The following is a 16,160-nucleotide window of genomic DNA, read 5'->3' as shown; positions in this document are numbered from 1 at the left end:
ACTGGCCACCGTTTTTTTAACGTTAGAGAGAGACACTTGAATTTTTATAGTATTCAATAAGAACATCTTAGATTTTGAAACTCTATTTCTGAGAGTTTCTCATTTATTCTGTCGCTTCTGTATGCTCTAAGAAACAAGGCCTTAAAGGATTACGTAGATTCCTTTGTAAAAAAACATGACTAAACTCCAATCAAATTGCTGTAAGAACACTATTTAACGACTGTAAACAACCGTGATTAACCGGTTGTTTTTTTGCATTAGAAAGGGGAAATCGGCAATGGACCAAGTTCTTGTCCTCCGACAGGATAGCTGTAAGAGGACAAGAACATAGTCCTATTGAAATCCGCGCTGGGCACCGTTTTTTACAAGTTCTTGTCCTTTGCTCAGGACAAGAACTTGTACCGATTGCCGATAATGGACAAGAACTTGTTACTATTGCCGATTTGATAGGTGTCTATTTTGATTTACTAAATACAAAAAACTATATATCTGCAGGGAATAATGCGATGCCTGTCGGCACCTCTATATAGTCAAATGGTGGTAAAGAATGAGAATGGAAAGCTCTATGAGATCAAGCAAGATCATTAAGAGACATTGTTTCACGGTTGGCTGTGCTGTCATTCCTTTCTGGAGGAAGCGAAAGAAGGGATCATTATTGCCGGGAAATTTATGAATGAATTGTATGAGGAACATTAATGCCTGAATGAACAACACGCAAATCTAATCTGTCATTATTTGATGCTGAGCTATCACCTTTTTGGTTATTAGATGTATAATCAGGGTGAAAGCTCAGACAACATACGCCCCAGCCTAGGATAAGAGCTATAAGGCTGGTTTTTTTTATTTACACTAGTGATTCTGAGGGATAGTTTATAAAATTGGTGAAAAACGACATGTAAATTTGCAGTGCTAGGTGAAGCAGGTCCTAGATTTGTAAGAATGACAAAAAGATAAATTGTTGAGCTGAAAGGTGGGGAAAAGGTGGGAAAAGGAAAAAGAAAGAACTGGAGGTCCCTGGTGTTTTTCAGTGTATTGCTTATTTTTATTATTGCAGGATGTTCTACATCACAAGAGACTCATCAACTCGGGAGAGAGAAGGAGCAGGAATTTGATCAAGGAAGTGGAATGAAATTTTCCAGCCTTTCTGAACAAAAGATCGTGGACTTTGCTAAGCTCAGTAAGGTATGGGGAGTGGTGAAATACTATCATCCTAAGGTTGTATCTGGAGATGTAAATTGGGATTATGAGCTGTTTCGGGTGGTACCCTCGATTTTAGAAGAAAATTCAGATGTGAATTCAATTCTCTATGAGTGGGTTCATTCATTAGGCAGCGAGTCCATTTCTGGAGAGCTTGATGATCAACATCAATTTTCCGAAGATTCTATACAGCTCAGTCCATCTACAGATTGGTCCAAGGATGAAGAATATCTCGGAACGGACTTGAGTCTTGAATTATCGAAGCTTCTGGATTCTAATATTTCAGAACGAGAATATGCATATGTTAGTTTTAAGGAAAATTCAATCTTTCCGTCTATGGGAAATGAAAACCCTTACTCTAATATGAATTTCGATGATACAGGCTACAGGTTGCTAGGTTTATTCCGCTACTGGAATATTATTGAATATTACTATCCGTATAAAGATGTCATCGGAGAAGATTGGGATCGAGTGCTTCTGGAGTTTATCCCTAAAATGGTAAATGGATCGGATTATGACTCCTATTTCATGACCTTAGCAGAACTGACAACTAGAATACATGATTCTCATGCATATTTGGTGGGCAAAGATAGAGAGACGATTACTGATTATTTTGGAACGTATCGGCTTCCCGTAAACTTTATCGAAATTAACAATCAGATTGTTATAAATAAAGTAATTAACAAGTGTGGACTTGAGGTCGGAGACATTGTATTAAAAGTAGGCGACAAAAATATAGATGACTTATTAGAAGATAGAAGAAAATATATATCACAGTCGCGAGAAGACACGGCCAGTTTATTTTTTATTGATTTATTCCGAACTGAACAGAAGAATACGGACGTTACTGTAATTCGGCAGGGAAATAAGATAAACATTAGTGCAGTAGGCAATCAGCAAGACATTAATTTCCTGGTTGATACGAAATCACAAGCAATGGAGAGTGGAGAAATCTACTATATTAATGCTGGTCTTCTGAAAGATGGAGAGATTGATAAAATCATGAAAAAGTGGTGGAACACTAAAGGGCTAATTGTAGATCTTAGAAACTACCCTTCTAGCATACTTACTTATGAATTAGCCAAATATCTGATTGCTTCTGAAAAAGAGTTTGCCACAGTATCGGTCCCCAATCGTGCAATACCCGGTGAATTTTATTTCCTTGAGCCTATAGTTTCAGGGAAGCCCCAAGAAACAAATGCCGTTTATAAAGGGAAAGTAGTGATTCTAATCAATGAACATACTGCTAGTCAAGGCGAGTTTACAACGATGTCTCTTAGAAATACAGAAAACTCCATAGTTCTCGGTAGGCCGTCTGCTGGAACTGATGGTGATATACGTATCATTATGCTTCCAGGAAAAATAAAAACCGCTATAAGTGGACTCGGTATATTTAATCCAGATAAAAATCCAACGCAAAGAATAGGATTGCAGCCAGATATTCGTCTTGATCCTACCATTGAAGGGATTATGGAAGGCAGAGACGAGTATATTGAGAGAGCTGTTGAATTAATTAAAGGTGGTTATTAATTATGAAAGTGTATTTGGAATATAAATGAACATTTATACACTACCGGGGCCTGATTTTTTTAGGGAGGAATGATATGAAGACTAGACGGGTCATATTAATCAGCTTAATTGTTGCATGTCGGTGGACAAGAACATAGCACCATAACAGCCCGCGCCCAGCGCGGGTTTTCTGTTTTAAGGGATCAAGTTCTTGTCCTTTGCTCAGGACAAGAACTTGGTACTATTGCGATTTGATGACAATCTAATTGATTTTTAGCGCTTAAATACGAAGATTGTGAAGGGGGGGAACGAAACGAAGGACCTTGGAAAATGGACGTTCTTCTCTTTGAGCACCAGCCTGAATCTGTAAAATATACTCAATAAATCCATGAAAACAAAGAGCATGGTCCGATAATCGATTAGATATTCAATCGATTATCGGAATGAAAGCATAAGCAGAGGGGGAAATCAAAAGGGATCCTAGATGCAACTAGGCTATTATTTTTAAAAAAGATGGTACAGTCAAAAAAGATGAATTTCACATTGGAATCATCTTCAATGCAATTGTAAAATTTCTATATGAAGGAGAGTTCAATAAGGATGTAAAAAACACCTGTATTTTATGAGACTGATTTGTAAAATCGTCATATAACTCAGAAACTAATACAAATTCAATTTTCTCCACTTTGCGTTCGTTAAGATAATTCTGCATCTATTTGAATCTGTTCTCCTTATTCTGTTCATTGTATGTAATACATACATATTCACCTTTTGGAATGAGACTAACAATATATTCAGTGCTGAAGAGTAGATGTTCAGATTCATCCCCGTCCACAATCACTAAATATGCAGATGTAAAAGATTCTTCTCCATTATTTATAAAAGTCGGTACATCAACAAAATAACCACTTTCAAAAGCAAACTCCAGACCGGATTATAAAGTCTTTGTTTTCAATCAATCTGCTATTTATTTCGAAGTTCTCAACCTCTGATGGCGTAAAATAAGTTGTGTACCAAGATTTGGAGGCGGTGATCCAGATGTATAAATCGGGTATGGGAACCCGGGATGTGGCCCGTTTTATTGAAAGTATGTTTGGCAGCCACTACTCTCCCACGACCATCAGCAACATTACAGCTACGGTACTCGACGACATTCACCAGTGGTGAAGTCGTTTATTTCGCCATGGGTATCGACGAAGACGGTCACCGTCAGATCCTTGGCTTTTACGTAGGCGGTCAGGAAAGCGCAAACGGCTGGCGCGAGGTCTTGAAAGACCTCTACGACCGTGGGTCCAGGAAGTCTTGCTGGGAGTGTTTGATGGATTGCCAGGACTCGATGCAGCGTTCCGTGAAACCTATCCAAAGGCGGATGTGCAGCATTGTATCGTCCACAAGGTGCGTTCGACCTTCCCGAAAATTCGAGTTCAGCACAAAACGGAAGTCATTGAGGATCTGAAGACCATCTACACGGCTGCAGACCACGATCTGGCCCTGGCTGCGTTTGACACGGTGAAGACCAAATGGGGCAAGCTCTACCCCAAAGAAATGCGGTCTTGGGAAGAGCAGTTGCCGACGCTGCTGACCTTTTACAAGTATCCCGCGCTCATAAAAGAAGAGATCTACACGTCCAATCCGATTGAGCGAATGAATAAGGAAATCCGGAAGCGCCTGAAACCCATGAACAGCCTCACAAATATGGATGCGGCTGAAAAAATTATCTACCTCGACGTAATAGACTACAATGAACGTTTTAGCGAACGGGTCATTCGCGGCTTCGGTGATGTGGAGGTAAAAAAGAAACTAAATGAGATGTTTGAAGAGCGATATCCTGTGTAGAAAGTGCAAGAGAAATAGCTTGAATTCCCTTGTTCTTTGGGGTGGGGTTCCCCCGCCCCAAAGAACATCTGCACCCACTAACGAACACCCGAGAAGTTACACTCTGCTCTCTTACACAAACTTCTTGACGCTACCAATGAATATGCAACTAACGGCAATTGTCGCTGAAAATAAGCTGTTGGACCGAGAAAAGTTAGCGCATTATGCTCATGATTTAGGGTTTAAGGTAGTTAGTAAGGTGGCATCTGGGGAATGGCTTATTGATGAATGTGAGAAATATGAACCAGATATAATCAATTGCTGTACCATAAGCCAGGTGCAGGTCTTTTAAATATTCCCTTTCCCAGCATCCAGTAAGGAAAAAAGAAACAAGGATAATTAAAAGTATATTCGATTTGAATTTCATAACAAATTTCATGAAAGACCACAAACCTTCAAGAGAGTTCAACCATGGACCTATAGGATAATCTTAGAAATATTTTGACGTTGAAAAAAAGAGTCGTTTGCCCTGTGAAACTAAGTTATCTTTCCTATTTCTTTGATTTGTACCCTCTTATATTAGATTTTTACACTACAAGAAAGTGCTTTCATTGAATATGATGTAAATATCAATGGAATGATATGGGAAAAAAGGTGTGTCAATGGGTGACCCATATTTTTCAATTTTTACAATTGTGATTTATTTCACTTTTATTAAGGATGCTGAGCAGGACATTGATCTTAAAGGAAGGTGGGAATGCAGTGAATCAAGTACCCGCAAAAGATTTTATAATACCCGGAACCAGTGAAATCATTTTTCAAAATGAAAGATTATCTTTTGAAGATTTGAACGATTGTATACGAATGATTTCGCATGCTTTATTATGTGAAAAAAATTGTAATCCTGTAGGGATTTTTCTAGACAGAAGCCCGGTTCAAATTTTAGCGGCTATAGCAGCCTTGCAAATCAATGTTCCCTATGTGTATTTGGATCCTGCCTATCCTGAGGAAAGGATCAATTATATTCTTGAGGATTGCCAAGTAGATCTCATTATTACCGAGGAAAAGTATTGTAATAGATGTTCGGGACAAAAAATGATTGTTATTGAGAACCTGGCAGAATACAGCGAAAAAAAAGAAACCAATGAAGCTATTAGCTCAGAGATTGGCTTTATTCTATATACATCCGGTTCTACCGGAGTTCCAAAAGGAGTGGAAATTTACAGAAAATCTCTTCTTAATTTTATAGACGGAATGTCTGAGATTATTAACTTTTCACGAGGCAAGGCAATAGCCAGTTTTACGGTTGCAACGTTTGATATTTTTTTCCTGGAAAGTGTTTTATCTATTTGCAAAGGCTTGACGGTTATATTGGCAAATGAGAATGAACAGAAAAATCCTCGTCTTATGGCTAATTTAATTAAAAGCAGTAAACCGGATATGCTTCAATTTACCCCTTCCAGATTGCTGTTTTTATACAAATACGATCCTGACTTATTATGTTTGAGACATGTGAGCGAGATTCTAGTAGGAGGAGAAAAATTCCCTTTAAATTTACTGCAAGAACTTCAAAGAAAAACAAATGCCAAAATATATAACATGTATGGTCCAACTGAAACAACCATTTGGTCAACGGTAAGCGATCTAACGAATAGCGATCATATTCATATTGGTACACCCATCAAAAATACCGCTATCTACATTTTGGATGAAAATTTAAAAGAAGTGGGAGCCGGGGATATTGGAGAGATTTGTATTTCCGGAAACGGTTTGGCGAGAGGCTATATCCATAAGGATGAACAAACTGCGAGAGCGTTTGTGAATTTAAACGGCAACACCAGAATATACAGAACCGGAGATCGGGGGAGATATGTTGAGAATGGCAATATAGAGTTTCTTGGCAGAAGAGACCATCAGGTGAAGGTCCGAGGCCATCGCATAGAACTTGAAGAAATTGAAATAGCCATGTGCTCTTTTGAAAATATAAACCAGGCAGTTGTGATTTGCCTAAATCAACAGGAAGAAAGCCATTTGGTTGGATTATATCAATGTCAAAAGGAGATAGACGAAAACGATTTCATTAATGATCTGCAGCTTAGGCTTCCTCAATATATGATTCCCGGCAGAATGTTGAAGGTTTTGGACTTTCCTCACACCAGTAATGGGAAAATTGACCGAAAGGAGATTGTCAACAATTTTAAAACAAATGCTATTTCCAGCGTGATTAAAAGTACTTCGGATAATACATTTGAAAATAAAATCCTGGACGTTTTTAGAAATATAATGGGCGAAAATAAAAACAACGAATTAAATTTGCACAGTAGGCTTTTAGACCTGGGGATTGATTCTATTACCTTTGTCAGTATCATTGTTGCTTTTGAAGCCGAATTTGATATGGAATTCGAAGATGAAAAATTGGTTTTTAAAGCTTTCAATACGATTGAAGAGATAGCGGATTATCTTAAGCATAGACTCTCAATCATGCCAGTATAACGAATTCAAAACCGAATACTCAAATTAGGGGAATGCTTAATGTATAATCTGAAATCCGAAAAATGCGAAATTAAGATTAATTTTAAACATGATCTATACAGTAATTGTATTCAGGATATTTTTATTACCTATTTAGAGTGGAAAAATTATGATTACCGCAAAGTATTTGACCACACCTGGAGCTTTGGCATGAAAAGAACTGATGAATGGGGGATTGATCTTTATCGGACTGGCTTTAATCAGTTATTTGCTTCTCTATCTTATAATTTCGGCATTTATCTTGAATTCAACGACTGCTTTAGAGATTCGGGAAGGATCTTGGATATTATAAGCCACGAGCTTCAAGAAGGCAGAATGGTTGGTTTGGAAATCGATCCCTATTATTGTGAATGGCATAGAATCTACAAGAAATATCATGGCAGTCACTTTGTGCTGTTAACCGGATTATCCAGCGACGGTCTGATCTGCATTGATCCGTACATCAGTAAAACACCCGAGAGGATATCCTTTGAACTATTCTTTCAAAGCGCAACCCGTATCTTTTTAATCTCTGAAGATATAAGCGGAAAATACGAGTGGAAAGATAATATGAACAAAAATTTAACGGATCTGTTTGCAGGCAGTCATGGGTTGAGCGATTTTGAGCAAATGCGGAAGTTCTCGGATGATATTGATGAAGCCCGCATTAGATTTGAAGTTGAGAAATACGATAGCCTTGTATTTTACCCTATGTTATTAAGATTAAACAATGTTGCCGATGGCAGGAGATGTTACAGCAGGTACTTGGATTATTTAATGACCATTCAGCAGGATATAGATTTCCCTAAGTTTTCAGAGCCATTGATCAAAGCATCCAGGCTGTGGTCAGAGACAAGTGCTTTGATGCTGAAATACATTTTATCGAACTATAACGAAACGCTGGAGAAAAAACTAAAGGACAAAATTATGTATATTTCCGAGACGGAAGAGGCAACCGCAAATGAATTAATTCGTGAAATCAGATAATGGAGGGAGAAAGGATATGGATAACATGGCTACAAAAGCAGATGAACTATTCGATGTCTTATCGCAATATTTAATGCTTCCTGAAGGAAGTACTGAGGAGACCGCTTTTGATAAGGACAAACTGGATTCGTTTGATAAAATCAATCTCTTGATCATATTGGAGGAATACAGCGACAGGGAGATCTCGATCATAGACATTTTTGAGTGCGACAAGATTGGAGATTTATGTAAATTATGCTTATAGGAGAGAGAACGATGAATGTAGATCACTATAATCAAAATATGGCCAAATTAAACTTTTATCTGGAAAAATACAATGCCCGCCATTCTATTCTAAAAGGCACTCCGCTCATTATCTCTTTTCTGGTAACCAATAAATGCAACCTTCGGTGCAAACATTGTTTTTATCATGAAACAATTGACACAGGAAATGTAAAAGATGGATTGACGATTGATGAATACAGACAATTATCCTTAAGCATGGACAATTTTTTGACCGGCATATTTTGCGGCGGTGAACCGTTCCTGAGAGAAGACTTTCATGAGATCATACATATCTTCCAGAAAAACAATAAAATGATGTTGGCCGACTCCGCCAGCAATGGCCAGCTAACTCATAGAATCGTGTCTCAGGTTGAGAAGATTCTACAGGCTGCACCGAGACAATCTTATTCGCTGGGCATATCGCTGGATGGCTTCAAAGATACACACAATGAAATCAGAGGTGCAGGAACCTTTGAGAGGGCCCTTGAAACGTGGAATGCTTGCCAAACTTTAAAGAAATATTATCCGAATTTTGAACTCTATATATGCACGGCAATGAATACGATCAACGAGAATGAAATGAATGATTTTATCGATTGGGCGATGCTCCATCTGAAGCCGGATAAAATTTCTTTAATCAAAACGCGTCAAGATCCGAGAGCAGGAGAGGACATAAAGGCCATAGACTTGGATAACTACCTGTCATGCATAAAAACTTTAGAAAAATATACGCATCAACAGGAGCCTTCGATATTGGAAAAACCGCAATCGTATTTATTATCCTCCGTTAATAATTATATTTATGAAGGAGAACGCTGCGGGAACAAGCTTTTTACTTGCTATGCGGGCCTTCATGGCGGATTTATAGATTATAACGGAGATGTTGGAGTCTGCGAGGTGCTGCCTTCAATTGGAAATTTAAGAGATTACAATATGGATTTTCAGGAATTGTGGAATAACCGCGCAGCTAATGAACGGCGAAATGAGGTCAACTGTAATCAGCATTGTTTGCAGTGTACCCACGAGTCCGAAGGCTTATTGCCTTCTGTATATTTTTCTCCTAATTCTTTGAAATATGAGAGAGCCGAACGATAGTCGTCAAATATCCTTTTTAGGGGGGACGAAATTGAAGGTGGTCATTTTGGCGGCCAACACCGGGCAAGGTCACATATCCGTAATGAATTCAATATATTCCTATTTGGAAAATAAAGCATGTGATGTAAAGTTATTTCCACACTTTTATGAGCGGCTGATGCCCAGCAACAAAGTATTAAGCGACTTCTATAACTTATTACAAATGACCTCATCCGATTTATGCAAATTATTCACACAGATGTCGCTGTTGGAGAAACCGGATAAATTCAATGAGATGTACTCTTATTGGGTTGAACCCCTGAATCTTTTTTTTAGCAATCATCCTTGCGATGTAATCGTATCTACAACTCCGCTCATTAATAAATACATTATCCGGTATCTAAAAGAAACCAACAGCCGGCAGAAATTCTATATTATTGTCACCGATCCCTTCAGGCCGATGTACCCGGGATTTGCTGCGGAGGGAGCAGATCGCTATTTTTGTCCGAACGATGAAACGAAAGCTCTTCTTGAACAAGAAGGCATACCGGCTGCACACATCATTGTAAGCGGTTATCCCCTGCATAAGAAGTTTGATGTGAACGGCAAGGATACACCAGAGTTTGTTAAGCAGGACAATTTCTGCAAGGATAAACCAACCGTGCTTATCAATTGCGGAGCGCAGGGCTCCATGCATTACTTAAGCATTATTAGAAGTGTAGCTGAACAATTAAAGGATGAGGCTAACGTTATCGTGTTATGCGGTAATAATAAATCTCTCTATACGATTTGCAAGAATAAATACCCTAGGTGCAGCGTGTTGGAGTATGTCGATAATATTCAAGAGCTTTTGAGAATCAGCGATTTATGTATAACGAAAGCGGGAGCCAATACTTTCTACGAGTGTCTATATACAAACACACCCGTACTTATTGATGCTACGAATGGATTTCTGTATCAAGAGGAGGGGGTCGTCCATTTCCTCAAGGAAAACAACGTAGGTTTCATATTTGATGATCTGGAGGCGTTGGCGGCAAAATGTAAAGAAATGATCAGGCCGGATACGCTTCTTGCTTTGAAAGAGAATATTTCCAAACTGCAAATTACGAACGGAAGCATCAAAATAGCAGAGGCTGTTTCCGGGTCTAAGGTTTGTACACAAGAAGAACTTGGAGAAGGGTGTTGACCATGCCGATTATTGAAGCTAGACATATATCCAAAAAATTTGAGTTTTATAAAAAAGAGGAAGGCATTAAAAGTTCATTTAAAAATCTTTTCCATAGAGAAAAACTAACGAAAGATGCAGTAAAAGACCTATCATTTTCAGTGGAGGAAGGTGAAATCGTCGGGTTTCTTGGACCGAATGGCGCTGGAAAAACGACTACTCTCAAGCTTTTATCAGGAATAATCTATCCTACAAGCGGAGAAATGCGGGTCAACGGATACATCCCTTGGAAAAGGGAGACTTTATTTAAAAAGGAAATAGCGGTAGTGATGGCTCAAAAAAATCAGCTTTGGTGGGACCTGCCTGCCAATGAAAGTATATTGCTTAATAAGCATATCTATGAAATACCTGATGCCGAATATAAAAAAACATTAAGTGATCTGGTAGAAATATTCGGCGTAAAGGATTTATTATCTGTCCAAGTCCGCAGGCTTTCATTGGGGGAGAGAATGAAATTTGAGATTATTTCTTCCCTTATTCACAAGCCCAAAGTCATATTTCTTGATGAGCCTACTATAGGGCTTGATTTAATGGCGCAAAGAGATATGAGAAAATTCATTAAAGACTATAACAAACACTATAAATCTACTGTCATTCTTACAAGTCATTATATGCAGGATATTGAAGAGCTTTGCAGCAGAGCCATGATCATAAGCCAGGGTGAAAAAGTATATGACGGAGCGCTCAGCGATATCAAAAGGGACAACATTAAAATTTTATCATTCAGCGTAGATCACTTAAACTTTGACAGAGATGAACTCATACATTTCGGCAAGATTCGTAAAGAAGAAGAAGGAAGTGTCTCCCTTGAGGTTGTTCATAATCAGGTCAGGAACTGCTTGACGTATCTTTTAAACAAGTATGAGCTTACTGATTTTTCCGTAGAAGATCTGCCTATTGAGGATAAAATCTTGAAGCTGTACGAGGCAGGTGCCCAATGAAGCCAAAGTACTTATATATATCCACGACCTCTTTCATCAGTACGCTTGAATACAGACTGGATTTTGTGTTTGGATTGTTGTCCAAGTTTTTCCCTGCCATTATCCAGTTTTTTATGTGGACGGCGATATTTGCAAATTCACCCGATACAATCATTTTGCATTATACATACAATCAGATGATATTGTATACCGTGCTTTCCATTTTTGTGTCGAGCCTGGTATCTGTGGATGTTCAATATAGCATTTCTTCAGATATTAAAAATGGGATGCTGAGCAAATATCTTATATTGCCGGTAAATTATTTTTTCTATAAAGCCTTTCAATTCATTGGTTCCAAAATCTCGGATATGATTGTAATTGTTGTCGGAATGGGGATAGTGCTTGTTTACTTTAATGCAAACCAAATGATTGAAATGAACGTTATGCAGATCGTCAAATTTAGCGCAGTTGCTGTAATGGCTTTTGTTTTACAATATTTAATTTCATTTTTGTTTGCGAATATAGCCTTTTGGATTGGCGAATGTGGCGGCATTTTCACAGTGATAAACGTTATTTCGCTGATTATATCCGGAGCGATCTTTCCCTTGGATATTTTTGGCGACCGAGTAATTGCCATTTCTAGACTATTCCCTTTTTATTACATTACATATTTTCCTGCCAACGTGCTAATCGGTAAAATAAGCGGATCAGAGATTACAGCAGGGTTATCGATTATGGTGATGTGGGTTTTATGTCTGGGCATTTTTTGCAGTTTAGTCTGGAACTATGGAAAGAAAAAATATATTGCTGCCGGAGGGTGAACAATCCGATGCTTCGAGAATTTAAAAGGTATTTAGTTATTTACTGGATGTTTATAAAAAACAGCCTGATGAGCCAAATGGAGTATAGAGTTAATTTCATTATATCGGCATGTGTTCAGTTGGCGCATATGGGAATAAAGCTTACTTATGTCATTGTGCTTTACAATGTAGGGATAAACATCAACGGATTCACACCGGATGAGATGATGATTATGATTGGAACCTATAGTGCCTTATCGGGTGTATTCGTTTCATTTTTCCTCATTAATTTCGGCTCTCTTTCCAGCCATATTAAGAGCGGGGGCCTCGACACTTTAATAGTCAAACCCATTTCCCTGCAGTTTATGGTCACTCTGAGACATGTTGATCTGGCCTTTGCTGCAGTGTCATTAGTGGTAGGAGGAACGATGGTAGGGATTGGCTGGTACCGTGCAGATGTCGCCTTTACTTTTGTGAATCTTATAGGGTATATAGGGTTTACTTTATGGGGATTGTTTCTTACCTACAGTGTATTTCTTATTCCAAATATTATTTCGTTCTGGACGGTTTCTGCGAATGGCATAAGCCAATTTGTAAATCAGCTGTGGGATTTCAATAATATGCCGATGACCATTTATAACGGTGTTTTTAAAATTATTGGAACTTTTATAATCCCCGTTTTTTTAATCACAAATATAGGAGGGCTGTTTATATTAGATAAGCTAAGCCCGCTTATGATTGTCTGGAGTATTATAGCGCCTATCTTTTTCTTTATCCTGTGCAGGGTACTCTGGAATAAAGCAATGAAGCATTATGTAAGTGTAAGCGGTTAAGCTTCCAGGGAAGGGGAGTATGATCATGAAAATTCTATTACTCGATTACCGCAGGGATCTCGAAAAAGGAGAATTGCTTAAATTAATCAGCTTTGTTTCTGCCGATATTATCGGTTTTGAAGAAAGGGATCATAAAATTGCTTTGCAAGTACAAGATAACGGTGATTTGGAGCAAATAGAATTCAATTTCAACCAATTGATGGAAAAATATTGTAGTCCGAAAGAAAACGAGTACATTTATTTTCAACATAAGCATTCAAAAAATCAGAAGTATTATAATACTCATTCCATCTATGAATCTGACAGGATAGAGAGTTTTGAAAAAGGTCTAATTGGATTTAAAAAAGAAGCGGTTCATTTATTTAATTATTTTTCCTCTATTTTCAGGACCTTCGCCATTGAGGAACATGCGGAAGAGCGTATATATCCAACATTGCTACCGATGGAAGTCTATAAAAAGACGGGGTATTTAAAATCGTCACCCCAGTACTCTATGTTTTGCTGTGACGTCTTGGAAAGTATGGACTCGATCTCCGATTTAAATGAGCTGGCGGGTCACTCTGATGTTCACCATGTTTTATCTGAACCGGCTCTGGCCCTCTCGCCATCAGCCTGCTTTCATACCTATAAGGAGCTTGAGAATCAATCTTTGAAAACATCCCAAAGCTTAACGTTTACGCAAAAGGTATTCAGAAATGAAGGGAGATTTAACTGGAACGAATTTGGGAGATTAAGAGATTACCATGTCAGAGAAATCGTTTTTATTGGAGATGCGCAGTATGTACTAAACCAAAGAAACAGAATCATGGATAAAGTTGCATCCCTTATGCAGCAGTTGAATCTGTCGGGGCAAATCGCCGCCGCTTCGGATCCTTTTATTATTCCGGAAATGCAGTCCTATAAAAAAATACAACAGTTTGAAAAAAGTAAATATGAGCTTCGGCTCTCCACCTCAGAAGAAAACAGCCTGGCTTGTGCTTCTTTTAATTTACATGGCATCTCTTTCACCAAAGCATTTCATATTGAAGTGGAAAACTGCTCCAGAACAGTAACTGGATGCATTGGCTTTGGGATTGAAAGATGGGTTCTGGCATTTATGTGCCAATACGGGATCCATTATGAAAAATGGCCAGCAATGGTTTTGGAATCGATGAAGTAAAAAATATGGAAAGGTGTGAGCAAATATGAGTAAAATTGCATTAGCTTTATTTCCATTTATTGAGGATTTGTCCCGTGATTTGTTGGGTACGTTGACTAAAATAAAAGAAATGGGATATGAGGGAGTTGAATTTGCAGGGGGCTTTAGCCATGATGTCCATGAGTTAGTGGACGCTTTGAATAAAACAGGCTTGGAAGTCGCCGGCTGGCATATCCAAAAACATTATTTGAATGACGAATTTCTATACTCAACGATCCACTATATGCAGACCTTAAAAAACTCGCGGCTGATCATTCCGAATTTACCCTATGAAGATACTAATACTGAAGAAGCGTGGGCAAGAACTGCGGGAGAATTCAATCGGTTAAGCAGAAAGTTGTCTAATTATGGCATGAAGATAGGTTATCATAATCATCAGGAAGAATTTGCAAGAACGGATTACGGGTATGTATTCGATGCTTTTTGCAGCAACATAGAAAAAGACATCATTATACAACTGGATGTTGGCAACATGCTTTCTGCAGGAGCAGCCCCGGAAAGTTTTTTGAGAAAATATCCTTACCAGTTCAACACGGTACATATTAAGCCATATTCATTGGAAACGGGCTTTAACACGGTTTTGGGTGAAGATAGTCTGAACTATCAATCGATTATTAAAAACGCGATCGGAACCGAATGGTTCATCATTGAATATGAAAGCAAGCTTTTGTTTAACAATTTTGATGGTGCGCAAAGTTGTCTGACCCATTTTAAAAACATACGGGGAAAATGAAAATGGCAGCAAAAAAAATTCTTAAACTTAATGAAAAACCTCTAATTTACGGAAGATTGCACCATGCTTACCCTTTAAGCATTATAACGTCCCACGAAGAAACAATGCCCTGGTTCTTTAGCAATTTTATACAATTGAGCTGCTTGAAAAATATACATCCCCAAAACACTTTGGATATGAATTTTTTGTGGGATGACGGGCGATTTTACTTAAACTCTTGCCCTTGGATCAACTACTTGGACATCCCTGAACCTTTTTTTAATCATTGCATCCAAAAGAATATCGTGGATTTTATTATTAGCACTATTGATACGGAAGGGTATATTTACTTGCATGTTGATGAGTTTTATATTCCAGAAAAGTACTCCTATCAAAAAAGAAGTTATCCTCACTGTAATTTTATATTTGGGTATAACAAAGATGAGAAAGTGTTTTACACTTTGGGATATGATTCATTAGAAAGATTCAAAATAATACAGACCACGTTTAGTGATTTAGAAAAGTCATTCACCAACTGTCCTCCTGATTTCAGGCTGGATGTTTTATATTTTATAGGCCAAGGCTCTACGTATGATTTCGACTTTGATTTGATTCGTGGATATATACAAGACTATTTGAGTTCTCAAAATTCTTTGGTGAAATTCAAAACACAAACTAACCATATCTATGAAGATAAGAACTGTGTATTTGGTATGGCTGTTTATAACCAGTTAAAAGTGTATTTAAGTTCTTTAATAGAAGAAAAGGCTGAACTTGATGTTAGAAACCTGCACATATTATGGGAACATAAGGTAGTAATGAAAGAACGATTTATGTTTATGAAGGCAAATTTCAAAGGGGATTTTTCAAATTATATTAAATGCTATGAAGAAATTGAAAATAAGGCGTTAATTCAACGGTGTAAATTTTTGAAATATAGTTTATCAAAAAAGACCAAAGAGATTATTAGTATCTTAAAAGGCTTGGAAGAAATGAAGGATGCTGAAGAACAACTACTTACATCGTTTTTAAACAGCTGAAGGTGTATAGGTCTGCGGAGGGTCTGCTTTCTGAAGTATACCCTTTTCTCAGTAAAATGTCTTGACGCGAACGGA

Annotated in this window: 14 protein-coding genes and 1 pseudogene; all 15 read left to right on the top strand. The window is 37.9% G+C overall.

What is annotated here, in order from left to right; all coding sequences use genetic code 11:
• Window positions 1-290 precede the first annotated feature (290 nt).
• The 15 genes and pseudogenes from L1028_RS26100 to L1028_RS26025 all read left to right on the top strand — a co-directional run bounded on the left by L1028_RS26100 (window position 291) and on the right by L1028_RS26025 (window position 16,085).
• Window positions 291-530 (top strand): hypothetical protein, encoded by a 240-nt coding sequence (locus tag L1028_RS26100; protein WP_234540892.1) that lies wholly within the window; start codon window positions 291-293, stop codon window positions 528-530.
• Between the two features lie 451 nt (window positions 531-981).
• Window positions 982-2,727, top strand: coding sequence for a S41 family peptidase (locus L1028_RS26095; RefSeq protein ID WP_234540890.1), 1,746 nt, complete (start codon window positions 982-984; stop codon window positions 2,725-2,727).
• Window positions 2,728-3,729: 1,002 nt separating this feature from the next.
• Window positions 3,730-4,542 (top strand): annotated as a pseudogene (locus L1028_RS26085) (IS256 family transposase); the annotation flags it as partial.
• Window positions 4,543-4,678: 136 nt separating this feature from the next.
• Window positions 4,679-4,873, top strand: a complete 195-nt coding sequence (locus L1028_RS26080; RefSeq protein ID WP_234540886.1) for an ANTAR domain-containing protein — start codon at window positions 4,679-4,681, stop codon at window positions 4,871-4,873.
• A gap of 410 nt (window positions 4,874-5,283) precedes the next feature.
• Complete coding sequence (locus tag L1028_RS26075; protein WP_234540884.1) at window positions 5,284-7,014, top strand: non-ribosomal peptide synthetase; 1,731 nt, start codon at window positions 5,284-5,286, stop codon at window positions 7,012-7,014.
• 39 nt (window positions 7,015-7,053) lie between these two features.
• Window positions 7,054-8,019, top strand: a complete 966-nt coding sequence (locus L1028_RS26070) for a cysteine peptidase family C39 domain-containing protein (protein ID WP_234540882.1) — start codon at window positions 7,054-7,056, stop codon at window positions 8,017-8,019.
• Between the two features lie 16 nt (window positions 8,020-8,035).
• Window positions 8,036-8,263, top strand: a complete 228-nt coding sequence (locus tag L1028_RS26065; RefSeq protein ID WP_234540880.1) for a hypothetical protein — start codon at window positions 8,036-8,038, stop codon at window positions 8,261-8,263.
• Window positions 8,264-8,274: 11 nt separating this feature from the next.
• Complete coding sequence (locus tag L1028_RS26060; protein WP_234540879.1) at window positions 8,275-9,378, top strand: radical SAM protein; 1,104 nt, start codon at window positions 8,275-8,277, stop codon at window positions 9,376-9,378.
• 37 nt (window positions 9,379-9,415) lie between these two features.
• Complete coding sequence (locus L1028_RS26055; RefSeq protein ID WP_234540911.1) at window positions 9,416-10,543, top strand: glycosyltransferase; 1,128 nt, start codon at window positions 9,416-9,418, stop codon at window positions 10,541-10,543.
• Window positions 10,544-10,545: 2 nt separating this feature from the next.
• A complete protein-coding gene (locus tag L1028_RS26050) occupies window positions 10,546-11,523 on the top strand; it encodes an ABC transporter ATP-binding protein (RefSeq protein ID WP_234540877.1) in 978 nt (325 codons plus the stop codon).
• A complete protein-coding gene (locus tag L1028_RS26045; RefSeq protein WP_234540875.1) occupies window positions 11,520-12,323 on the top strand; it encodes an ABC transporter permease in 804 nt (267 codons plus the stop codon). The genes L1028_RS26050 and L1028_RS26045 overlap by 4 nt, the downstream gene beginning before the upstream one ends.
• 47 nt (window positions 12,324-12,370) lie before the next feature.
• Window positions 12,371-13,135 carry an ABC transporter permease gene (locus L1028_RS26040; RefSeq protein WP_209445752.1) on the top strand — a complete coding sequence of 255 codons (765 nt, stop codon included), beginning with the start codon at window positions 12,371-12,373 and terminating at the stop codon, window positions 13,133-13,135.
• A 25-nt stretch (window positions 13,136-13,160) separates the two neighbouring features.
• On the top strand, window positions 13,161-14,294 hold the full coding sequence (locus L1028_RS26035) for a class-II aminoacyl-tRNA synthetase family protein (protein ID WP_234540874.1): 1,134 nt from the start codon (window positions 13,161-13,163) through the stop codon (window positions 14,292-14,294).
• Window positions 14,295-14,319: 25 nt separating this feature from the next.
• Window positions 14,320-15,066 (top strand): sugar phosphate isomerase/epimerase family protein, encoded by a 747-nt coding sequence (locus L1028_RS26030; RefSeq protein ID WP_234540873.1) that lies wholly within the window; start codon window positions 14,320-14,322, stop codon window positions 15,064-15,066.
• A gap of 2 nt (window positions 15,067-15,068) precedes the next feature.
• Window positions 15,069-16,085: a hypothetical protein gene (locus L1028_RS26025; RefSeq protein ID WP_234540872.1), complete on the top strand. Its 1,017-nt coding sequence runs from the start codon at window positions 15,069-15,071 to the stop codon at window positions 16,083-16,085.
• The last annotated feature ends 75 nt before the right edge of the window (window positions 16,086-16,160 follow it).

Source organism: Paenibacillus pseudetheri (genome assembly GCF_924513355.1).
Classification (GTDB): Bacteria; Bacillota; Bacilli; order Paenibacillales; family Paenibacillaceae; genus Paenibacillus_AQ; species Paenibacillus_AQ pseudetheri.
The sequence above is the reverse complement of the archived record's forward strand: the minus strand, read 5'-3'. Positions and strand labels throughout refer to the sequence as shown.